23 protein-coding genes and 1 tRNA gene are annotated in these 19,295 nt (G+C 69.4%); 13 read left to right on the top strand and 11 right to left on the bottom strand.

Translation table 11 applies throughout. The features are described 5' to 3' along the window. Nucleotides 1–5 precede the first annotated feature (5 nt). On the top strand, nt 6–482 hold the full coding sequence (locus tag SACAZDRAFT_RS09575) for a hypothetical protein (protein WP_005441016.1): 477 nt from the start codon (nt 6–8) through the stop codon (nt 480–482). On the opposite strand, the gene SACAZDRAFT_RS09570 is transcribed toward SACAZDRAFT_RS09575, so the two are convergent. The 4 genes from SACAZDRAFT_RS09570 to SACAZDRAFT_RS09555 form a co-directional block, all read right to left on the bottom strand. Beyond that, nucleotides 458–1,399, bottom strand: coding sequence for a M56 family metallopeptidase (locus SACAZDRAFT_RS09570; protein ID WP_005441015.1), 942 nt, complete (start codon nt 1,397–1,399; stop codon nt 458–460). The two genes, SACAZDRAFT_RS09575 and SACAZDRAFT_RS09570, sit on opposite strands and share 25 nt — an antisense overlap. Then, nucleotides 1,396–1,755 carry a BlaI/MecI/CopY family transcriptional regulator gene (locus tag SACAZDRAFT_RS09565; RefSeq protein ID WP_005441014.1) on the bottom strand — a complete coding sequence of 120 codons (360 nt, stop codon included), beginning with the start codon at nt 1,753–1,755 and terminating at the stop codon, nt 1,396–1,398. Before SACAZDRAFT_RS09565 ends, SACAZDRAFT_RS09570 begins: the two co-directional genes overlap by 4 nt. A 42-nt stretch (nt 1,756–1,797) precedes the next feature. Beyond that, entirely contained in the window at nt 1,798–3,069 is a 1,272-nt protein-coding gene (locus SACAZDRAFT_RS09560; RefSeq protein WP_005441013.1) for an outer membrane protein assembly factor BamB family protein, read from the bottom strand. Between the two features lie 72 nt (nt 3,070–3,141). Beyond that, nucleotides 3,142–4,620, bottom strand: coding sequence for a S10 family peptidase (locus tag SACAZDRAFT_RS09555; protein ID WP_005441012.1), 1,479 nt, complete (start codon nt 4,618–4,620; stop codon nt 3,142–3,144). A 32-nt stretch (nt 4,621–4,652) separates the two neighbouring features. On the opposite strand from SACAZDRAFT_RS09555, the gene SACAZDRAFT_RS09550 reads away from it, so the two are divergent. The 7 genes from SACAZDRAFT_RS09550 to SACAZDRAFT_RS09520 all read left to right on the top strand — a co-directional run bounded on the left by SACAZDRAFT_RS09550 (nt 4,653) and on the right by SACAZDRAFT_RS09520 (nt 8,884). After that, nucleotides 4,653–5,360, top strand: coding sequence for a uracil-DNA glycosylase (locus SACAZDRAFT_RS09550; RefSeq protein ID WP_005441011.1), 708 nt, complete (start codon nt 4,653–4,655; stop codon nt 5,358–5,360). 99 nt (nt 5,361–5,459) lie between these two features. Next, nucleotides 5,460–5,732, top strand: a complete 273-nt coding sequence (locus tag SACAZDRAFT_RS09545) for a HigA family addiction module antitoxin (protein ID WP_040927725.1) — start codon at nt 5,460–5,462, stop codon at nt 5,730–5,732. A gap of 220 nt (nt 5,733–5,952) precedes the next feature. Then, complete coding sequence (locus SACAZDRAFT_RS09540; protein WP_005441005.1) at nt 5,953–7,275, top strand: NAD(P)/FAD-dependent oxidoreductase; 1,323 nt, start codon at nt 5,953–5,955, stop codon at nt 7,273–7,275. 28 nt (nt 7,276–7,303) lie between these two features. Further along, nucleotides 7,304–7,380: transfer RNA gene (locus SACAZDRAFT_RS09535), tRNA-Leu, on the top strand. Between the two features lie 120 nt (nt 7,381–7,500). Continuing rightward, nucleotides 7,501–7,902: a YunG family protein gene (locus tag SACAZDRAFT_RS09530; protein WP_005441003.1), complete on the top strand. Its 402-nt coding sequence runs from the start codon at nt 7,501–7,503 to the stop codon at nt 7,900–7,902. Between the two features lie 109 nt (nt 7,903–8,011). Further along, nucleotides 8,012–8,401, top strand: a complete 390-nt coding sequence (locus tag SACAZDRAFT_RS09525; protein ID WP_005441001.1) for a VOC family protein — start codon at nt 8,012–8,014, stop codon at nt 8,399–8,401. Nucleotides 8,402–8,461: 60 nt separating this feature from the next. Beyond that, entirely contained in the window at nt 8,462–8,884 is a 423-nt protein-coding gene (locus SACAZDRAFT_RS09520) for a GNAT family acetyltransferase (protein WP_005441000.1), read from the top strand. 17 nt (nt 8,885–8,901) lie between these two features. Here the strand turns inward: SACAZDRAFT_RS09520 and SACAZDRAFT_RS09515 are convergent, their stop codons facing one another. Further along, complete coding sequence (locus SACAZDRAFT_RS09515) at nt 8,902–9,465, bottom strand: dihydrofolate reductase family protein (RefSeq protein WP_040927953.1); 564 nt, start codon at nt 9,463–9,465, stop codon at nt 8,902–8,904. A 98-nt stretch (nt 9,466–9,563) separates the two neighbouring features. Between SACAZDRAFT_RS09515 and SACAZDRAFT_RS09510 the strand changes: the two genes are divergently transcribed. Next, nucleotides 9,564–10,019: a DUF5946 family protein gene (locus tag SACAZDRAFT_RS09510; RefSeq protein ID WP_232286394.1), complete on the top strand. Its 456-nt coding sequence runs from the start codon at nt 9,564–9,566 to the stop codon at nt 10,017–10,019. On the opposite strand, the gene SACAZDRAFT_RS22445 is transcribed toward SACAZDRAFT_RS09510, so the two are convergent. After that, nucleotides 10,007–10,174 (bottom strand): TspO/MBR family protein, encoded by a 168-nt coding sequence (locus SACAZDRAFT_RS22445; RefSeq protein WP_005440993.1) that lies wholly within the window; start codon nt 10,172–10,174, stop codon nt 10,007–10,009. The two genes, SACAZDRAFT_RS09510 and SACAZDRAFT_RS22445, sit on opposite strands and share 13 nt — an antisense overlap. 355 nt (nt 10,175–10,529) lie before the next feature. On the opposite strand from SACAZDRAFT_RS22445, the gene SACAZDRAFT_RS09505 reads away from it, so the two are divergent. Continuing rightward, a complete protein-coding gene (locus tag SACAZDRAFT_RS09505; RefSeq protein WP_232286393.1) occupies nt 10,530–11,237 on the top strand; it encodes a hypothetical protein in 708 nt (235 codons plus the stop codon). A 78-nt stretch (nt 11,238–11,315) separates the two neighbouring features. On the opposite strand, the gene SACAZDRAFT_RS09500 is transcribed toward SACAZDRAFT_RS09505, so the two are convergent. Both SACAZDRAFT_RS09500 and zapE read right to left on the bottom strand, forming a co-directional pair. Next, on the bottom strand, nt 11,316–12,710 hold the full coding sequence (locus SACAZDRAFT_RS09500; protein WP_005440990.1) for an MFS transporter: 1,395 nt from the start codon (nt 12,708–12,710) through the stop codon (nt 11,316–11,318). Between the two features lie 214 nt (nt 12,711–12,924). Further along, on the bottom strand, nt 12,925–13,926 hold the full coding sequence (zapE, locus tag SACAZDRAFT_RS09495) for a cell division protein ZapE (protein ID WP_157606977.1): 1,002 nt from the start codon (nt 13,924–13,926) through the stop codon (nt 12,925–12,927). A gap of 60 nt (nt 13,927–13,986) precedes the next feature. On the opposite strand from zapE, the gene SACAZDRAFT_RS09490 reads away from it, so the two are divergent. The 3 genes from SACAZDRAFT_RS09490 to SACAZDRAFT_RS09480 all read left to right on the top strand — a co-directional run bounded on the left by SACAZDRAFT_RS09490 (nt 13,987) and on the right by SACAZDRAFT_RS09480 (nt 16,138). Then, the gene (locus SACAZDRAFT_RS09490) at nt 13,987–14,586 is read left to right on the top strand and encodes a TetR/AcrR family transcriptional regulator (RefSeq protein ID WP_005440987.1); all 600 of its coding nucleotides are present in this window, start codon (nt 13,987–13,989) and stop codon (nt 14,584–14,586) included. 108 nt (nt 14,587–14,694) lie between these two features. Then, a complete protein-coding gene (locus SACAZDRAFT_RS09485; RefSeq protein ID WP_005440985.1) occupies nt 14,695–15,483 on the top strand; it encodes an acetoin reductase in 789 nt (262 codons plus the stop codon). A 19-nt stretch (nt 15,484–15,502) separates the two neighbouring features. Then, nucleotides 15,503–16,138 carry a TMEM175 family protein gene (locus SACAZDRAFT_RS09480; protein WP_005440983.1) on the top strand — a complete coding sequence of 212 codons (636 nt, stop codon included), beginning with the start codon at nt 15,503–15,505 and terminating at the stop codon, nt 16,136–16,138. On the opposite strand, the gene SACAZDRAFT_RS09475 is transcribed toward SACAZDRAFT_RS09480, so the two are convergent. Genes SACAZDRAFT_RS09475 through SACAZDRAFT_RS09465 form a run of 3 tightly spaced genes read right to left on the bottom strand, consistent with a single transcriptional unit; the run spans nt 16,123 to nt 19,274 of the window. Beyond that, nucleotides 16,123–16,773 (bottom strand): class II aldolase/adducin family protein, encoded by a 651-nt coding sequence (locus SACAZDRAFT_RS09475; RefSeq protein ID WP_005440982.1) that lies wholly within the window; start codon nt 16,771–16,773, stop codon nt 16,123–16,125. The two genes, SACAZDRAFT_RS09480 and SACAZDRAFT_RS09475, sit on opposite strands and share 16 nt — an antisense overlap. Then, the gene (locus SACAZDRAFT_RS09470; RefSeq protein WP_005440980.1) at nt 16,774–18,228 is read right to left on the bottom strand and encodes an FGGY-family carbohydrate kinase; all 1,455 of its coding nucleotides are present in this window, start codon (nt 18,226–18,228) and stop codon (nt 16,774–16,776) included. Between the two features lie 2 nt (nt 18,229–18,230). Next, nucleotides 18,231–19,274: a 2-hydroxyacid dehydrogenase gene (locus tag SACAZDRAFT_RS09465; protein WP_005440979.1), complete on the bottom strand. Its 1,044-nt coding sequence runs from the start codon at nt 19,272–19,274 to the stop codon at nt 18,231–18,233. Nucleotides 19,275–19,295 lie beyond the last annotated feature (21 nt).

Below are 19,295 nucleotides of genomic sequence, written 5' to 3'. Positions count from 1 at the left end.
GACCCATGACGACCACGGTTGCCTCGGACCGGCACACCCGCCGCAGATTCGTCCGCGCCGCCCTGATGGGCGTGCTGACGCTGGTGGTGGTGTCCGTGCCGACCGACATCATCGACACGCCACTCTTCTCCAGGGAGGTCCCGGTCCGCTGGTGGGAGTACCCCGTCGTCGCGGCCACGGTCGCCCTCACGGTCGCCTGGTTCGCGATCCAGGGTCCGCCGCCGACCGAGCGCGCGTCCCAGCGGCCACTGGGCGGGGTGTTGCTGGCGGTGTTCGCGGTGGGTTGCCCGGTGTGCAACAAACTCGTGCTCGTCGCGCTCGGCACGTCGGGCGCACTCGGCCTCTGGGCGCCGTTGCAGCCCTTCCTGGCGGTCATCTCACTGGCGTTGCTCACCGCGGCCGTCGTCCAACGCCGTAGGCGGAGTGCCTGCTCGACGGAGGCCTGTGCCCCGCAGACTCAGCCGACGACGGCCAGGCAGTAGAGCGTGACCAGCAGCCCGATCGTGGCGACGGACAGGGCGGCGGGCACCGTGGTCAGTGCCGCGGCGGCCGCGTAGTCGGCTCGGACCGGCAGCCTTCGAGCGGGCAGTCGGCCGTCTTCCAGCCACAGGAGTCGAGCGTCGACCGCGTCCCGCGACATCGCGAGCGCCGTACTCGGTGTCTGCCGTGCCGTCACTGTCAACAGCGCCGACCGGACCGGCCCCGGCCCGTGGCGGCGTGCGGCCGCCGCGTCGGCTGCCAGCTCCACCAGCACTCGCACGGCCGCGGGAGCCCGGCGGCACAAGGGGACGAAGGGCAGCGCGGCCGCGGCGATGTCGGCGGCGAGTACGAGTGCGTGGTGGCGTCCTCGCAGATGGGCCAGCTCGTGCGCCAGCACCGCGTCGCGCTCGTCCGCGTCGAGCCGCTGGACCCCGTGGGTCGCGACGATCGTGCCGCCGCGACCTCCGACGCTGTAGGCGATCGGTGTCGTGTCCGCGAGCCACAGCACCGCGCCGTCGGTGCGGCCCAACGACCGCAGCAACGCGACATGTTCACGCCGGTGGCGCCGGTGGCGGCGGGTCCGGAGAACACCGACGACCCCCAGCCGGGCCGTGAGCGTCAGGAGGATGGCGGCGCCGCCGAAGCGTGCGACGTCGGCCCACGCCACGTCGTCGCGGGCGAGGAACACGTTCACGCAGTTGTCGGCCATCCCGACGAGGCCGTCCAGCCCGGAGTCGGCGGGGAGGGCCAGCAGGAGACCGGACAGCGGGATCGCGAGCACGACGGCGAGCAACGAGTGCATCCACCCCGCGAGCGCGAGTCCGGGGCGCAGCCTGGGAGTGACCGCGATCCGGAGGTACCCGGGCGCGGCGACACCGATCACCACGGCCGCGGCCAGCAGACCGAGTGCGAGCGTCATGACGGCTTCCCCCTCCGCAACGCCCGCCGCAGGATGTCCGATTCCTCGGGCGTCGCCGACTCGGCGAAGTGGAGCAGCACCTGTTCGGTGTCACCGCTGGAGTACAGGACCTCCCGCAGCAACCGAGCACCGACCTCCTCGCGCGACTCCGCCGCGGTGTACTCGTAGGCGCGTCCGGTCTTGTTTCGTCGCACGTATTCCTTGCCGTGCAGGTTGTCCAGCACGGTCATCACCGTGGTGTAGGCGAGGGGACGGCCCGTGTCGAGCCGTTCGAGCACGTCCCGTACCCGCAGAGGCGCCTCCGCTGACCACAGCACGTCCATGACCTTGGCTTCGAGTTCCCCGAGACCACGCATAACGACCCGTCCTTCCGCCGCGTCCGATGATAGGGGCGGACGTCACCGATCCTCGTAGGCGACGTAGTCGGGGCCACTGCCCGCGGTGCGGTCGGAGGGCGTGGCTCCCGGACGCGGCGGCAGAGGAGCGAGGAGGATGTCCGACGCGGCCGCCACGGGTACGGGCCAGTCGCCGTCGCCCAGCAGCCGACCGCTGAGGACGTCGACGGCCACCGATCGGCCGGCCCGAGTGCCGTATCCGACGCCGTCGTGGGCGAGCGTGATCTCGGGAGACCCGACGCCTGCGTCGTCACGCCACAACTCCGCGCCGGTGCGGATGTCGAGTGCCTTGGTCGTCCGGTACTGGTCGAGGCCGGACACAACGGCCGTGTTCGTGGTCTGGTCCACGGTCGTCCGCAGTTCGGGTTGGTCGCCCAGGTCCGCGATCAGCCTGCCGCTGCCGAGCTCGTGCAGGGACGTCCTCCCGGTGTCGTCGTCCGGTGAGTGCGTCCAACGCAGTGCGACGAGGTCGCCGGTCGAGGCCATGGCGGCGTCGAGCAGTGTCACGTGTCGCAGACCCTCGTCGAATCCGGACGGGGCTTGAAGTGTGTCGGAGTGCCACAACGTCGCGCCGCTCGCGGTGTCGACGGCCGTGATGACGTCGTCGTGGGCGAACAGGCCGGTGCCGTGGTGCTCGTAGAGCGGCACCGCTCCTTCGGCGGGCGGCCGCACCGGGTCGCCCGAGTGGGCTGCGAGCATGAGGCGTTCGCCCTGGGCGCCGCCGACGATCGACGGCGTCGCCTGACCGAAGATCAGGCCGGGGCCCACCATGGGGCCCGGCACCGGCGCCGCTCCCCACAGCCGGGTGCCGTCTCGCACGTCGTAGGCGTTGGCCGTGGTCCGTGTGGCGACCTTGCCCTCCCGGTTGTCGGCGTCGCTGGCGAGCACCACCGCGGCCGCGGTGCCGTCCACGCTCGTCACGCCGTAGCCGACGCAGGCGGGATTGGTGTGGACGGCCCACCGCGTGCTCCCGTCCGGGGCCACGCCGGTGATGGACAGGTCGGCCCGATCGTCGTCCGGGAACACCAGGCCGACGAACATCTCGCCGCCCGTGCGCGGGATGTCGTCGAACGGTGCCTTCCAGTGCGGCGGCGCGGCGTCCGGCCCGAGGCCTCGCACGCCGTCCGGCGCCGGAGTGGCCGAGGCGGAGTGCGTGGTCAGGGCCGGTGTCGGCAGGTCGTCCTCACCGTCTGGAGCTGGGTCGGTGCCGCATGCCACCAGAGCGGCCGATGCCGCCACCATCGCAGCGGCATAGTGGGTTCTGCGCTGTCGCATTGTCGCCTCCCGGACTCTCTACTATGCGACATAGTAGAGAGTCCGGGTCGGGTGCTGCTGAGTGCTCGGGCGCTAGCGGTTCGAGCTGTCGACGACGAACCGCGCCAGGTCGCGCGACTGCTGGACCCGCGACGGCTCGTGCACGTACATCATGTGGCCCGCCGGGTAGTACGCCGTGTCGATGTTGTCCCGCAGCTCGTCCGGGATGCGGAGCTGGGCGAGGACGTGTTCGGCGGCGTAGTGCGGCGTGGCGCCGTCGTAGTAGCCGAACGCGACGTGCACCTTCAGGTGCGGGTTGGCGCGCATGGCGGCCGACAGGTCGTCCACCACGGAGATCGGCCTGCCCTCGAAGTCCGAATAGGACCATTCGCGGTTGACGTCGAGCGACAGGATCTCGTAGGGCAGGTCGTTGGCGTAGCCGAGTTCGGTGCGCACGTAGTGGTTGAACGCCGCCGAGTACGCACCGATGATGCGGGAGATCGACGCGTCGTCGCTCATGTGCTCGCGCCCGCCGTCGGGCTCCCACGTCGTGAACCGGCCGTCCATGCGGCCCGTGGTGAGGCCCTTGTCTCGCAACAGTTCGGTGAAGAACCGCACGTGCTCGATGCGGAGGTTCACGCGATCCACATAGGACTCCGAGAGTCCGGTGAGTCGCGCGAGGCGGGCCACGAGGTCGGCACGCTCGTCGGCCGACAGCCGCGAGCCGCGCGCCAACGCCCACGGCAGGTCGCGCGAGGCGAACTCCTCCGCCTCGGCCAGCACCTCGTCCAGCGGCCGGTCGCCGTGCTTGCCGTGGTAGTGCGCGATCGCCGCGTACGTCGGCACGTACGTCGAGTACGGCAGGTCGTTGCCCTCGTGGAACATCACCGTGCTCATGTCGAGCACCGAGGAGATCAGCAGCAACCCGTTGAGATACAGCCCGTGGCGCTGCTGGAGGTGAGCGGCGAGCGCGGCGGCGCGCACGGTGCCGTACGACTCACCGGCCACGAACTTCGGCGAGAGCCACCGTCCGTTGCGGGACGTCCACAGCCGGATCACCTCGCCGACGGCCTCGACGTCGGGCGTGAAGCCGTGGAACTCCTTCGGCTTCTCGCCCTCGACCGTTCGCGAGTACCCCGTGGACACCGGGTCGATGAACACGAGGTCGCTGTGGGCGAGCAGCGTCTCGGGGTTGTCCGCCAGCCGATACGGCGGCGGCTCGGGGGCGTCGACGTCGCCCGACACCACGCGGCGAGGTCCGAACAGTCCGAGATGCAACCAGATGCTGGACGATCCGGGCCCGCCGTTGAACGCGAACGTCACCGGCCGAGACCCGGGCTCGGCCCCGTCGAGCGTGTACGAGGTGAGGAACACCTCGGCCTTCGGCTTGTGCCCGTCGAAGGCGCCGTCCTTCAGTACTTCCTTGCGCAGGACGATGCGACCGGTGCTCGCGGTGTAGGCGAGCTCCCGGTCGCCGACCGACAGGGTGTGGTGGGTGGTGACCACGTCGTCGCGCGGTTCGGCGGGCTTGCCGTCCGTCTCCTGCGTGTCCTCGCTGATCTTGTCTGACATGCGACCAACGTAGGCCACGGGACAATGGTGCGGTGAGTTCGTCGTGGAAGTCTCTGGACCAGCTCGACGCGGCCGTCAGCGAGTGCCGTGCGTGCCCCCGGCTCGTCGAGTGGCGGGAACACGTGGCGAGGACGAAGCGCGCGGCGTTCGCCGACCAGACCTACTGGGGCCGTCCCGTGCCCGGCTTCGGGGCCGACGACGCGGCGCTCGTCATCGTGGGTCTCGCCCCCGCCGCCCACGGCGGCAACCGCACGGGCCGCATGTTCACCGGCGACCGCTCCGGAGACGTCCTCTACCAGGCGCTGTACGACGTGGGGCTCGCCTCGCAACCCACGGCCACGCACCGCGACGACGGCCTCACCCTGCGCGGCACGCGCATCACCGCGCCCGTGCACTGCGCGCCGCCCGCGAACAAACCCACCCCCGCCGAGCGCGACACGTGCCGCCACTGGCTCGCCGACGAACTCGCCCTGCTGCGCCCGACGCTGAAGGCGGTGGTCGTCCTCGGCGCGTTCGGCTGGCAGGCGCTCCTGCCCGTGCTCGCCGAGGCCGGCTGGGTGATCCCGCGCCCCCGGCCGAAGTTCGGCCACGACGTGCAGGTGGCCCTCGACGGGCCCACGCCGCTGCACCTGCTCGGCTGCTACCACGTGTCGCAGCAGAACACGTTCACCGGCAAGCTCACTCCGGCCATGCTGCGCGCCGTGCTGGAGCGGGCGAAGGACCTGGCGGGGTTGGTCTGAGCTGCACGGTGGCGCTGTCGGCTTAACGTTTGCCGAGTGGACGCCGACCGGTCGGGAGAACGTCGACATCACGGACTATCGGTGAAGGGAGTGCCTCCGATGCATCCAGGCGAGGTCCTGGCCGAGGAGTACCTGGAACCGCTGGGTGTCACCCAGCATCGATTGGCCGTCGCCATCGGGGTTCCGCCGCGTCGCATCAACGAGATCGTGCAGGGCAAGCGGGGCATTTCGGCTGACACGGCGTTGCGGCTCGCGCGCTACTTCGGGACCTCGGAGCGGTTCTGGCTCAACCTCCAGTCGCGTTACGACCTGGAGCGCGAGAAGGACGCGCTCGCCGACACGCTGGATCGAATCCGGCCGCTGTCGGTGTGATCAGCTGCGCACCTCGTCGTCGGACTCGCCCGAGTCTGTGGAGGTGCGGCAAAGCCGTAGGTGTAGCGGGCGGGTCCGACAGTCCCGCATGCTCACAGCAGGCGTCCGGTCGATGACCCGTCGTGGACCCCAACTGAATCGTTTGGGTGACGTGGCGACGCTGGTCACACGCGAGGAGGGGTAGCTAACACCTTCCACACAGCGGTGCAACCATGGAGTCATGGCAGTCAAGTCGGAACCGACGCGGATCCTGGTCCTCGGTGGCGGATACGTCGGCTTGTACACGGCCCTCGGGCTGCAGAAGAAGCTGCGGGCCAACGAGGCTTCCGTGACCGTCGTCGACCCGCAGCCACACATGACCTACCAGCCCTTCCTGCCGGAGGCGGCTGCGGGGTCCATCGAGCCACGTCACGTGGTCGTGCCGCTGCGCAGGGTGCTTCGACGCTGCCACGTTCTGACCGCCCGCGTGAACTCCATCGAGCACGCGAACAAGACCGTCACGGTGGAGGCACCCGACGGGCACATCGAGCAGCTCAACTACGACGTGCTCGTGGTGGCGCTCGGCTCCGTCGCGCGACTGCTGCCGATCCCCGGACTGGCCGAGCAGGGCATCGCCCTCAAGACCATCGGCGAGGCCATCTACCTGCGCAACCACGTCCTCACGAAGCTGGACGAGGCCGCGAGCACCCTCGACCCCGAGCTGCGCAAGCGGCTGCTCACGTTCACCGTCGTCGGTGGCGGCTTCGCGGGCATCGAGGCGTTGGCCGAGCTGGAGGACATGACCCGCGACGCCTGCCGCTACTACGAGAACATCAAGCCGGAGGACATCCGGTGGGTTCTCGTGGAGGCGTCCGGCCGCATCCTTCCCGAGGTGCGCGAGACGCTCGGCGTGTGGACCGCCGAACAGCTGGAGAAGCGCGGCATCGAGGTCTACCTGTCGACGGCGGCGAAGTCGTTCGAGGACGGGCACGTCGTGCTCTCCGACGGCACCGAGTTCGACAGCGACACGATCATCTGGACCGCCGGCGTGAAGGCCAACCCGGTGCTCGCCAACTCCGACCTGCCCACCGACAAGCGCGGCAGGCTGCAGGCCACGGCGGCGCTGCAGGTGGTGGGCCACCCGGACGTCTGGACAGCCGGTGACGTCGCCGCGGTGCCCGACCTGTCGCGCACCGAGAGCGACCCGACGGCGACCTGCCCGCCCAACGCCCAGCACGCGGTGCGTCAGGCGCGGCACCTGTCCAAGAACATCATCCGGTCGCTGCGCGGTGGCACGCCGACGGACTACTACCACAAGAACCTCGGCGCGGTCGCTGGCCTCGGTCTCCACAAGGGTGTCGCCGACGCGATGAACCTGAAGATCAAGGGCTTCCCGGCCTGGCTGTTCCACCGCACCTACCACGTCAAGGCTATGCCGACCTTCAACCGCAAGGTGCGCATCCTGCTCGACTGGGCACTCAGCGGCCTGTTCAAGCGTGAGACCGTCGCGCTCGGGCAGATCAACAACCCGAAGGAAGAGTTCGCCAGGGCATCCCGCTCGTAGGTTGCTGCGGGGGCATAAGGTAAGCCCTGCCCCCGTAGCCCAACCGGCAGAGGCAGTCGACTTAAAATCGACTCAGTGCGGGTTCGAGTCCCGTCGGGGGCACCAAAGGCGCAGGTCAGGGCTGCCCTGGCCAGCAGCGCGAGCTCGCGTGGCACGGGGATGTCGGTGCCTCCAGGTAGCTTGTGCGAGGTCACTCGCGAGTGCACGTCGAAGGACGGCATCCCGATGGTCTGGTCTTTCGTTGCCCTGGAGGCAGCGCTACGCGATTGCTGGGACGACGAGACCTGCGACCCTACCGACCCCTGGGATCCGGACAACCCCGCGCGCGGCCACTGTGGAGTCACGTCCATTGCGTTGTCGGAGCTGCTGGGCGGCGTTCTCCTGCGGGCGGATGTCACCTTGCGGGACGGGACGTCCAACGGGATCCACTACTGGAATCGCCTCGACAACGGCCTGGAGATCGACCTCACCCGCGACCAGTTCCGCAACGGCGAACATCTCGGTCGACCGTCGGTGGCGAAGCCGGTTCGCCTCCCCACGGCGCGCATGGCCACGCGTTACGACCTCTACGCCGCGCGCGTCCGACACCGCCTTGGGTCCGACGTTCCTCGTGGGATCCCCACGTGAGCACGCAGGCGGACGAGCCGGGGGAAGCGCGAAAACCGTTCGCGCAGGCTCGCCTCGGCTTGTACGGTCGCGAGTCCTGACCGTTCAACGCCGAAGGTAGGTCTCGTTCATGGCATGTCGCATCGGTGAGCTCGTGCTCGACTGCCGCGATCCCGACAAGCTCGCGCGGTTCTGGTGCGAAGTGCTGGACTTCGTGGAGCTCGGCCGCGAGGAGGGCGACGGCGGTTACGCCGTCGAGATCGGACCGCGCGAAGGGTTCGGCGGGCCGCAGCCGACGATCATCCTCAGGACCGCGGACGTGCCGGAGCAGCGGACGTCGTTGCTGCACATCGACCTCAACCCCACCGACCGCGATCAGGACGCCGAACTCGAACGCCTCCTCAAGATCGGCGCACGCCCGGCCGACATCGGCCAGACCGGTGACGAGCAATGGCGTGTTCTCGCCGACCCCGAGGGCAACGCCTTCTGCCTGCTCAAAGCGCGCATCGACCCGCTCTGACGGCTCTGTTTCAAAGAATTCAGTGGTCCACTGTGGATGTTGAGGCCGTAGACTTCGCGCGTGAAGATCGAGCCACTGCCTCCCCGTCTGTACCGCGACGCGATCACGCTCTGGCGCGTCACCGGCCTCACCCGGCCCTGGAACGACCCGGAGACCGACCTGCGCACCGCCATGGCCGGGCCCGCGTCGACGGTGCTCGCAGGCATCGACGACCGGACTCTGGTGGCGACCGCGATGGTCGGCCACGACGGACACCGCGGGTGGGTCTACTACCTCGCGGTCGAGCCGTCGAGGCAGGCCGGGGGACTGGGTCGGCAGATGATGCGGGCCTGCGAGCAGTGGGTACGGGCCCGTGGGATATCCAAGCTGCAGCTCATGGTCCGTACCGAGAACCAGGCCGTCATCGACTTCTACGCCACGCTCGGATACACCGACGCGAAGGTCGTGGTCCTCGGCCGTCGCCTCGACGAACGGACCACGTAACCGGATACGGCTCGCGGTCAGCGCCGTGCCACGCGATAGCGGAGATACACGACGTTCGAGGTGAACGTGCGGGTTTCGACGAGGTCGAGGTCCACGCGGCGTTTGCTGCGGGGAAAGCACGGAACGCCTCCGCCGACCAGCACCGGGTGGACCGTGACCCGGTACTCGTCGATCAGATCCAGCGCCGCCGCTTCGGCCGCGACAGTGGCGCCGCCGATCGCGATGTGGCCTTCCGCCGGCTCGGCACGCAACCGGGTGATCTCCTCCCGCAGGCTCCTGGAGGCCAGGCGGGCGTTGCCCCGCACCGACGCCAGCGTCGTGGAGAACACGACCTTGGGCAGCGGATTCCACAGCGCGGCCCACTCGCGCTGTGTGTCGTCGAGCGTGGTCTGGTCGACGGTCTCCCAGTAGAGCATCGTCTTGTACAGGCGGCGACCCATCAGGTGGACGCCGACTTCTCTGATCTGGTCGATGTGAAACCGGAACAGCTCGTCGTCGGGCTCGGTCCAGTCGAAGCGGCCGTCCGGCCCGACGATGTAGCCGTCCAGCGAGACGCCCATCGAGTAGGTGACGCTACGCATCATGATTCCTCCACGGGTCGAACACGAGGTATTCCCGTTGAGCGCCACAGGATTCATCGCGCTGTACCGGCGAAGCGAGCGGGGCTAGCGTGGGTGGCGTGACCGACGGGAGCTCTGTGTGTGCGGACTGTGGCGCGAGCGGGCGTTTCGGCTCGTGTGACGAGCTGTTCGGGGTGCTGCTCGCCCTCGACCACGAGCGTCGACAGCCGTGGGCGGCGTTCCACAGCGTCAACGTGGCCTGTTACCTCCTGCAACACCGCTCGCGAACACCCGAGGCCGCTCTCTCTGGGCAGTGGGAGATCGTCACCACGTTCGTCGCCGACGGACTGGACGCCGTTCATCGACTCACGGCCGAGCGGGTGCGCGACAACCGGCGCGGCGTGCGCTCGTGGCTCACCGCCGATCGGCAGCCGCCACCGCCCACGACGACGGTGACGACGCCGTCGCTGGTGACGATCGAGGACGTCTCCGTCGACGGCACGTTCCCCGCCGACGGCTACCACGACCGCATGCGTCGCTGGGCCGAGTCGATGACGCGCGGTCAGGCGTCGTGACGCTGGGGCTCGTTGTCGGGATCGCGGACCGCGGCGGTGAGCGCCGTGGCGTACAGGCTCCACGCCAGATACGGCGCGAGCAGCCCGGCGGCGACCGGATCGCGGCGGGCGGCGGTGGCGATCTCCGCGGCGATCGCGCCGTCCAGTGCCACCACGACGGCGAGTGAGAGCGTGCGGCGGCGTGCGACGAGTGTGTTCTGCGATGCAGCTGCCGATGTTCGGCCCGAACGGGGCCGGGCACCGGCACAATGACTCCACGTGACTCCACGTGACCGGCTGGTTCGGATGCGTGTCGGTCACCGTCCAGATCGCGTGCGCACACAAAGGATGCCGATGAGTTATCCGTCCCACCCCGGGCCGTACGGGCAGTATCCCGGCGGACCGAACCCGCAGTACGGCGGCCAGCAGCCGATGCCGTCAGGTCCGTACGGGCAGCCTGGAGGCTTCGGTCCTCCACCGCCGTCAGGCGGCAACAAGGCCGGCGTGTGGGTCGGCGTGAGCATCGTCGTGGTGGCGCTGGTGGCCTTCGCCATCACGGCGTTCGTCGCGCCGGGCTTTCTCGTCGGCGGCTCCGAGTCCCAGCGCGCCGCGAACCACGGCACCGCCGAGGATTTCACTGTTCGGGGAGTGGCGGCGCAGGATCTGGGCGACAAGGTCGCGGAAGCCCTGAAAACGGGCAAGTCGGCTGCCGTGACGCCGTTGCTGTGCCCGGACGCCACGGAGGAGCTCAAGACGTTCGCCGACGAGTTCCGGGAGCCGCAGGACGTCGGCTACATCCATGTGAACGTGGGATTCGACGGTGAGGATGAGAAGAAGGGTCTCACGAGAGCGGTGGTGTCCCTGTCCGGCAGCGCGATGGGTCGGCCCGACATCGACGGTGAGATACCCACGAGCTTCACTTTCGTGAGGCAGGCCGACGGATGGTGCTGGCAGGACCTGCGCGACATCGTGGGCTACCTGGAGGACTTCCATGACGCTCTGAACGCGGGTGACCTCGACACCTTGCACTCCATGCAGTGCTTGGACAGGTCGCTGGGTTTCTTGTCGGACCCATTCGCAGACGCCATCGCTTCCGGTGAGAAGTGGACGATGGAAAACTACAGTCACCGCATGGCTGGGGCGAACGCCGACTTCGTCGGTGGTGACGCCACGTTAACCATCGGCGTCAACTCCTCCGACGGAGGGTTCTGCGTCATGACCGGCAGCCTGGAGAAGTGACCGGCCGACGAATCCGGCCCTCACTCCGTCGTCCTCGGGAGTGAGGGCCGGGCTCGTCTCACACGTGCTCGACCGACCTCAGCCCGCGACGGCGGCGGGTGGCGGAGTGGCTGGCTTGGTGGTGGGCTGGCGCGAGCTGATGACGCCGCGCAACGAGACGCCGTTCGTCTCCGGCAGGAGCAGCACCGGGACGGTCGCGATGGCGGCCGCGCCCATCAGGTAGAACGCGGGCCACATCGTGTTGCCCGTGGCGTCGACCAGCGAACCCACGACGTAGGGCGCGGTGCCCGCGAAGGCCGCCGTCGACACGTTGTAGCCGATCGAGAAGGCGCCGTAACGCACCCGCGTGGGGAACATCGCGGGCAGTGTGGACGCCACCACGGCCAGGAACAGCACCAGGCAGCCACCGATCATCGCCAGGCCGCCCGCCAGCATCAGGCCGTTGACGCCGTCCTCGGTCTTGCTGCTCTCCATCAGCGAGAACGCCGGGATCGGCAGGGTGAGGAAGCCCGCGCAGCAGGCGACGAGCAGGGGTTTGCGCCCGATCCGGTCGGACAGCGCACCGATCGGCACGATCACGATCAGCATGGCCAGGATGACTCCCATGATGATCAGCAGCGGGACGTTGCCTTCGAGTCCGAGCTGGTCCTTCAGGTACGTCTCGATGTAGCCGAGCAGGATCCAGTCGCCGACGTTCAGCAGGATCACCAGGCCGATGAGGTGCAGGATCGACTTCCAGTTGGTGGTGAGCAGCTCCTTGAGCGGCGACTTCGCCACCTTGTGCTCGACGGCGAGGTCCTTGAACAGGGGAGTGTCCTCGACCTTCGTCCGCAGCCAGAGACCCACCAGGCCGAGCGGTCCCGCGATCAGGAACGGGATACGCCAACCCCACGCCTGCATGGCCTCGTCGCCGAGGATGATCGTGCACAGCGTCACCGTGCTCGCCCCGAGGAAGAAGCCCACCAGGGTGCCGAACTCCAGCCAGCTGCCGAAGAAGCCCCGTTTCTTGGCCGGCGCGTACTCGGCGATGAACGTGGCCGCGCCGCCGTACTCACCACCGGCGGAGAAGCCCTGCAGGCCCCGCAGGAGGATGACGAAGATCGCCGCCCACATGCCGATCTGGTCCCAGGTCGGCAGGAGCCCGATGACGAACGTCGAACCCGACATGAGCAGCACGGTCAGGGCGAGAATCTTCTGCCTGCCGAGCTTGTCGCCGAGCGGACCGAGCACGAAGCTGCCGAACGGCCGGATGACGAACGTGACCGCCAGGAGCGCGAAGGTCGCCAGCGCGCCCTCCGACGTGCTCCCGGCGTTGAAGAACGTCTGACCGAGGATCGCCGGCATGAATCCGAAGACGCCGAAGTCGTACCACTCGATGCAGTTCCCCATCGCCGAGCCGGCGACGGCCTTGCGAACGGCCTTCGGCTCGGGCGTGCTTTCAGTATGCGGCTCTTGTGTTTCAGGTGCCGCCATGAATCCTCCCCGACCAGACGGTTGTGTCCGGACAGTCTCCGCAAAGGATCAGTCCTTCGCCACCGTTCGCCGCAAATTGTCCGGAATCGATGGCGTAATACGGCACTGAGATCGCCTCGCTGCCTCGAACGGAGCAATGGAAGTGACATCGATCTCACTACCCGGAAATCGCGTGCTCTGACCGCCGAGTGGTCCAGTCGGGTGGTGGTGGTTCTCACCGAAGGGAACTCGATGACACGTCACTCGTCCTGGCCAGCAGTGACAGCCTGCTCGCGGTGCGTTCGGTCCCGGTAGGACTGTCGCGGAGCAGCTCCGGTAGCGGACGGTCGGCGACCAGGTACAGGGCGAGGTCGCGGTCGTACAGGATGTCGATCAGGTGGGCGAAGCGCTGCCACCCGTCCGCGGACCGAGCCGGTCGAACGCCCGAGATGACCCACGTGTCAAAGCGTTCTGCCAGGTCGAGATAGTCCCTTGCGGACAACGGGCGTTCGCAAAGCTCGGCGAAGTCGAACCACGCCTCGCGTCCGCGCACGGCCAGCGCGTCGAGTGTCCGGCCACCGCCACACGGTAGTCGGGTGCGTTCGTGTTCCTCGGGTTGCGGTGTCCACAGTGGCTTGTCGTCGTACGTGTAACCGCCCGCGAACCGGCCCAGCGGGGCGTCCTTCGCCCGGTAGTCGTGCGGGCCGTGCACTTCGACGACGGTGGTGCACTCCTTGATCAGTGCGATGCCCGGCAGGAACAGGTGGTGGTACAGCGGATTTGGGAGCAGGTCGCGAGGGTGGTGATTCGACGTGGCCACCAGGCTGATTCGGCGTTCACGCAACACCCTGAGCAGTCGGGTCAGCAACGCCGCGTCACCGGGATCGTCCACCTGGAACTCGTCGAACACGAGCAGTCGAAGGCCCTTTACGTGGTGTTCGATGGCGGCGTCGGCCGAACCGAGCCGGAACGTCGTGTCGTGCAGGGTGTCGAAGAACTCGTGGAACGACATCCGCAGGCGGGCGACGTCCATTGCGGCGTGGAAGGCGTCGGCGAGGAATGTCTTGCCGCGTCCGACGGGGCCGTGCAGGTAGACCCCGGGCGACCAGCGCCGGGGGCGGCGTCGCAACCGCCGTTCCAGTTCCGCGAGTGCCGTCGCCGCGGCGCGCTGTGCCGGATCGGGTGTGAAGCCGCGAGCGGCGGCGATCACGGTGAGGCGTGCGTCGAAGTCCATCATCCCCCCTGGATGGCGAAACTCTACGGATGTAGAGTACGGACAGTCGACCGGAGGTGAGCGATGAGTGACCGAGATCGCCGCACCGTGATCGCGGAGGCCGCGCTCGACGTCGTGGCCGAGCGGGGGACACGGGGGCTGACCCACCGCGCCGTCGATCTGCGGGCGGGGCTCTCCGTCGGATCGACGTCGTTCTACTTCCGCACGCGCAAGGACCTGCTGCGTGCGGCGGTGAGCCGGTTGGCCGTCCGGGCGCGGGAGGACTTCGACGAGCAGACCGCGACGACGCAGCCGCTCGACGCCGGCGAGGCCGCGCGGGGAATGGCCGTGCTGCTGGATCGGATGCTCGGGACGCGTCGACGCGACACGCTCGCGCGATACGCCCTGGTCGTCGAGGTCTCGGACGACGACGAGTTGCGGGGGGCGTTGGCTCGTTGCGCCTTCTCGGTGCCGCTGGCGGTGGAGTTGCTCACGACACTGGGGGTGAGCAACTCGCCGGCAGTGGGCGCCGACCTCGTGGCGTTCGCCGAAGGGCTCGTGTTCGACCGCATCGCGGGCAACGGGACGCTGGTCGCACCACCGCCCGGCAGCGCGGCCAGCGTCGACCGGCTGGCCAGGGCGGTGGAGACCTTTCTCCGGGGCGTGATGGCGACAGCGGCGTAGCGGTCCAGGCCGCCGTGGGCTCGGGAACGCTCACGTGTGGAGTACCGGATCACCGGGTAGGGACTAGGCACACGATCGCAGGCCCCAGACGTCTCGGAGGTCCGTCCCATGACGAGCACAGACCAGCGCATCGCCATCGTGACCGGCGCGGCTCGCGGGATCGGGAAGGGGATCGCCGAGCGGTTGGCGCGGGACGGGCTCGCGGTGGCCGTGGCCGACCTCGACGCGATGCGCGAGGAGCTCTCCGCCGTCGCGAGGGGGATCGAGCAGTCCGGGGGCCGGTCGGTGGCCCTCACCGCGGACGTCAGTGATCCCGAGCAGGTCAACGCCCTGGTGCGCGACACCGTGCGGGAGTTCGGCAAGCTCGACGTCTTCGTCGCCAACGCGGGCATCGCGGCGGTCGATCCGTTGCTCGACATGACGCTCGACGAGCTGGACCGGCTGGTGCGGGTGAACCTGTACGGGGTCTTCAACTCCTACCAGGCCGCGGCGCGGCAGATGATCGAGCAGGGCCACGGAGGCAAGATCATCGGCGCGGCGTCCATCGCCGCGCACAAGGGTTTCGAGATGCTCGGCGGCTACTCCGTCACCAAGTGGGGAGTGCGGGGACTGACGCAGGTCGCCGCACAGGAGTGGGCCAGGCACGGCATCACGGTCAACGCCTACTGCCCCGGCATCGTCGGCACCGCGATGTGGGACCTCATCGACGAGAAGATGACCGCGCAGACCGGGGAGGAACGAGGCGCGGCGTTGAAGCGGTTCTCGGAGTCGATCGCGCTCGGTCGCGTGGAGGAGCCGAAGGACGTGGCCTCGTTCGTGTCCTATTTGGCCTCTCCGGACGCCGACTACATGACCGGCCAGTCCGTGCTGATCGACGGAGGAATCCTCTACAGCTAGAGCACGGCACGGCCGGCGCATGGACGAGACAGGTGGTGTCGACCGCGTCGTCGCACTCTCCGACGGCGTGTTCGCCATCGCGCTCACGTTGCTCGCGCTGCCACTCGTGGACGCCGACATCCGTGAGGACTTCGTCGGGGGCGACGTGCTCGGCCTCGGCCCGAAGCTTCTGGTGTTCGCGTTGAGCTTCGCCGTCATCGGTCGCTATTGGAGGGTGCACCACCAGGCGTTCATCCACATCGTCCGTGCCGACGGCACGCTGGTGGGGCTGAACCTGCTGTTCCTCTTCTGGATCGCGCTCCTGCCGTTCCCCACCGCGGTGCTGGGTGAACACGGCGACACCACGGCCGGGGTGGTGCTGTATGCGAGCACGATCATCCTGACCGGGCTGAGCTCCACCGGACTGTGGTGGTACGCGGCCGTCGGGCGGGCACGGCTTCGCGCCGACACCCGCCCGTTGACCCACGAGGACACGGATCCGGAGTGGGTCCGACGCGGCCTCGCGGGCGGGATCGCCGTCGTCGTCGGATTCGTGCCGTCGCTGCCGTTGGCGTTCGTCGATCCGCTGCTGGCGGAACTGTCGTGGCTGCTCGTACCCCCGGTCGGTCACCTCCTCGACCGGCTCTCACGGCGACAGCGCTACTTCTGGCCGTAACCGCGCAGCCGGTCGACGACGTGCTCGATCTCGGCGCCCGGAAGCAGCCGGGGCGAGCCCACGGAACGCGCGGCCAGCCATACCTGGCACACCCACTCCAGCTGTTGCGCGCGGGAGTACGCCGCCGCGAGGTCGGCGCCGTAGGTGACCGTGCCGTGATTGCCGAGGACGCAGCCTCGCCGCCCGTCGAGCGCGGTCAGCATGTGGTCCGCGAGCTCCTGGGTGCCGTAGGTCGCGTACGGGGCGACACGGACGCTGGAACCGATCGCGGCGACCATGTAGTGCACGGCCGGTACCTCGTCGACGAGCGTCGACACGGCGACGGCATGGGTGGAGTGGGTGTGCACCACGGCGGCGACGTCCGCGCCGTCGGGGTCCTTCGCCTCCCGGTAGACGGCGAGGTGCATGGGCATCTCGCTCGTCGGCCGCAGCGCTCCCTCGACCGGGGAGCCGTCGAGCCGCAGCACCGGCACGTCCTCGGGTCGCAGGCTCGCGTAGTCGACGCCCGTCGGGGTCACCGCGACGAGGTCGCCCTCGCGCACGGAGATGTTGCCCGACGTCCCGACCACCAGTCCGTCGGTGACCATCCTGCGGGCGTAGTCGCACACCGCCTCACGGTGTTCGGCGAGTAGCATTCATCGGCTCCATCGTTGACGAGCCGCGTCCAGCGAGTCGAGGTAGTGGGCGTAACCCCGCTCGTAGACGTCGGCGATGTGTGGTTGCACCGTGACCGTGCGCGCGTTGGCGGCCCACGCGTCCTCGTCGAACGGGTCGGACAGGGCCCTGGCGGCCACGAGGACCGCGCCCCGCGCGCCGACCCCCGGGTCGGCCGGAATCACGACGTCCCGGCCGAGCACGTCGGCGAAGATCTGCGTCCACTCGGCCGACCGCACGCCGCCGCCGTTGGCGTACAGGGTGCCGGTGAGCCCGGCCGACTCGAAGCAGTGGCGGGCGGCATAGGCGACGGACTCGCACAGCGCCCGCACCAGGTCGGCGCGGGTGGTGTTCAGCGACAGGCCCGTGAACTGGGCCCGAGCGGCGGCGTCGACGAACGGCGCCCGCTCACCCGAACCCGACAGGAAGGGCAGCGCCTGCACACCGTTCGCGCCCGGAGCACTCGCGGACAGCAGCTCACCGATCGTCGCGACCTCGATGCCGAGCATCCGGCACGCCCAGTCCAGTCCCGCGGTGCCGACCATCGCGGGCATGCCGCGCAGGTACAGCCCCTCGTCGGGAGTGCACAGCAGCATCCCGGCGGGTTCGCCCTCGGGGTCGAACTCCGCACTCGTGCTCAGCACCTGGCAGGCGAGCGTGGTCCCCGCAGTCAGGATGCCGTCGCCCGGCCTGCGCACACCCGCGCCGATGGCGCAGGCGGGCAGGTCGAACGGGCCACCGGTCACCGGGAGTCCCTCGGGCAGTCCCAGCAGCTCCGCGCCCTCGCGGTCGAGGTGGAACACCGAGTAGGGCTTGGCGGGCTCGGCCAGCAACGACGTCCGGTGGCTCAACCCGCAGGCCGCGATCGCGTCGGCGTCGTACTGCCGGGTGCGCGGGTCGAGGAACGGCAGCGAGGCGTCGGAGACGTCCACCGTGATCGCGCCGGTCAGCCGCTGGAGCACCGCGTCGACGCAGTAGCCCGCCACGACCGCCCGGTCGAGCGACGACGGCTCGTGTTCGTCGAGGTAGGCGAGGATCGGGCCCGCGCACCCCGGGAACATGCCGGAGCCCGTGCGGCGGAACACCTCCCGCGTCACCCCGCTGCGTTGCCACTCCGTCAGCAGCGCACTCGCCCTGCCGTCGAGCCAGGAGATCGCGGGCCGGACGCTGAATCCGTCGGCGTCGCGCAACCACACGCCGTCGCCCTGGCCGGTGAGGGCCAGCGCGTCCACAGGTCCGTCGAGCTGCGCGGTCACATCCCGCACCACGGACGCCACTGTCCCCAGCACCTGCTCGAAGTCCTGCTCGACGGCCCCGCCGGGCAGGTGCCGCACCTGGGACGGTGCGGACGCCTGCGCGACCGAGACGCCGGTGTGGTCGAAGACCACGGCCTTCGTCAGTGAAGTACCGATGTCGACGCCGATGATCCGTTGCATGGCTACCTCGTCAGAACGTCCGGGTTGGCGACGTTGGCGAGCGCCTCGCCGCGGACGTACCGGCCGACCTCCGCCGCCACGATCGACGCGGCGCGGTCGGCGGTCTGCTTGCTCGCCCCGGCGAGGTGCGGTGTCGCGATGACGTTGGGCGCGTCACGCAACGCCCAGTCCGCGGGAGGCGGTTCGACGTCGTACACGTCGAGCGCCACGGCCCCGAGCCGTCCCGAACGCAGCGCGTCGGGAAGCGGCGCGTAGTCGAGCAGACCGCCGCGGGCGGAGTTCACGAGCACCGCGCCGTGGGGCAGCAGAGCGAGCTTCTCGGCGCTGATGAGGTTGCGCGTCTCCTCGGTGAGCCGGGCGTGCAGGCTGACGGCCATGCTGCGCCGCAGCAGGTCGTCCAGCTCCGCGAGCTCGGCCCCGACGGCCTCGACCGCGGCGCGGTCGGCGTACGGGTCGGAGACCAGGACCTTCGCGCCGAAGGCCACCAGCACCTTCGCCACCCGGGCACCGATGGCTCCGAAGCCGACGAGCCCCACCGTGGTGCCCTCCAGCTCCACGCCCGCGTTGGCGTAGGTGTAGTAGTCGCCGCGCCACGTGCCCGACAGCAGTTCCGCCGACGAGGTGGAGATGCGGCGCATCGCCGCCAGCAGCAGACCCACCGCGAACTCGGCCGCGGCCGCCGCGTTGCGTCCCGGGGCGAACGTGACCGCCACGCCCGCCTCCGTGGCCGCGGCGAGGTCGATGTTCACGGGGCCGCCCCGGCACACCGACACGAGCTTCAACTGCGGCGCGGCCTCGAACACCCTCCGCGTGAACGGCGCCATCTGGGTCACGGCGACCTCCGCGCCGTCCAGCGCCCCGATCACCTGCTCCTCGGTGCCGCTCGCCTCGTTCACCTCGGCCACCGGACCGAAGGGCTCGATCGGCCAGGGCAGCGACAGCTCCCGGAACTCGACGTCGGTGTTCGTGCCGGACAACTCGGCCCGCACGGCGGCCTTCAGCAGGTCGTTGCCGACGAACTCGTCGCCTGCACTGAGAATCCGCATTCTCGTTCCTCCTCGAACTCG

This window comes from Saccharomonospora azurea NA-128 (assembly GCF_000231055.2).
Lineage (GTDB): Bacteria > Actinomycetota > Actinomycetes > Mycobacteriales > Pseudonocardiaceae > Saccharomonospora > Saccharomonospora azurea.
The sequence above is the reverse complement of the archived record's forward strand: the minus strand, read 5'-3'. Positions and strand labels throughout refer to the sequence as shown.

Bases quoted from the DNA above. Each gene is read 5' to 3' on its own strand.
- SACAZDRAFT_RS09575 (WP_005441016.1), top strand. From the start codon at position 6: ATGACGACCACGGTTGCCTCGGACCGGCACACCCGCCGCAGATTCGTC.
- SACAZDRAFT_RS09570 (WP_005441015.1), bottom strand. From the start codon at position 1,399: ATGACGCTCGCACTCGGTCTGCTGGCCGCGGCCGTGGTGATCGGTGTC.
- SACAZDRAFT_RS09565 (WP_005441014.1), bottom strand. From the start codon at position 1,755: ATGCGTGGTCTCGGGGAACTCGAAGCCAAGGTCATGGACGTGCTGTGG.
- SACAZDRAFT_RS09560 (WP_005441013.1), bottom strand. From the start codon at position 3,069: ATGCGACAGCGCAGAACCCACTATGCCGCTGCGATGGTGGCGGCATCG.
- SACAZDRAFT_RS09555 (WP_005441012.1), bottom strand. From the start codon at position 4,620: ATGTCAGACAAGATCAGCGAGGACACGCAGGAGACGGACGGCAAGCCC.
- SACAZDRAFT_RS09545 (WP_040927725.1), top strand. From the start codon at position 5,460: ATGCATCCAGGCGAGGTCCTGGCCGAGGAGTACCTGGAACCGCTGGGT.
- SACAZDRAFT_RS09540 (WP_005441005.1), top strand. From the start codon at position 5,953: ATGGCAGTCAAGTCGGAACCGACGCGGATCCTGGTCCTCGGTGGCGGA.
- SACAZDRAFT_RS09530 (WP_005441003.1), top strand. From the start codon at position 7,501: ATGGTCTGGTCTTTCGTTGCCCTGGAGGCAGCGCTACGCGATTGCTGG.
- SACAZDRAFT_RS09525 (WP_005441001.1), top strand. From the start codon at position 8,012: ATGGCATGTCGCATCGGTGAGCTCGTGCTCGACTGCCGCGATCCCGAC.
- SACAZDRAFT_RS09515 (WP_040927953.1), bottom strand. From the start codon at position 9,465: ATGCGTAGCGTCACCTACTCGATGGGCGTCTCGCTGGACGGCTACATC.
- SACAZDRAFT_RS09500 (WP_005440990.1), bottom strand. From the start codon at position 12,710: ATGGCGGCACCTGAAACACAAGAGCCGCATACTGAAAGCACGCCCGAG.
- zapE (WP_157606977.1), bottom strand. From the start codon at position 13,926: ATGATGGACTTCGACGCACGCCTCACCGTGATCGCCGCCGCTCGCGGC.
- SACAZDRAFT_RS09490 (WP_005440987.1), top strand. From the start codon at position 13,987: ATGAGTGACCGAGATCGCCGCACCGTGATCGCGGAGGCCGCGCTCGAC.
- SACAZDRAFT_RS09485 (WP_005440985.1), top strand. From the start codon at position 14,695: ATGACGAGCACAGACCAGCGCATCGCCATCGTGACCGGCGCGGCTCGC.
- SACAZDRAFT_RS09480 (WP_005440983.1), top strand. From the start codon at position 15,503: ATGGACGAGACAGGTGGTGTCGACCGCGTCGTCGCACTCTCCGACGGC.
- SACAZDRAFT_RS09475 (WP_005440982.1), bottom strand. From the start codon at position 16,773: ATGCTACTCGCCGAACACCGTGAGGCGGTGTGCGACTACGCCCGCAGG.
- SACAZDRAFT_RS09470 (WP_005440980.1), bottom strand. From the start codon at position 18,228: ATGCAACGGATCATCGGCGTCGACATCGGTACTTCACTGACGAAGGCC.
- SACAZDRAFT_RS09465 (WP_005440979.1), bottom strand. From the start codon at position 19,274: ATGCGGATTCTCAGTGCAGGCGACGAGTTCGTCGGCAACGACCTGCTG.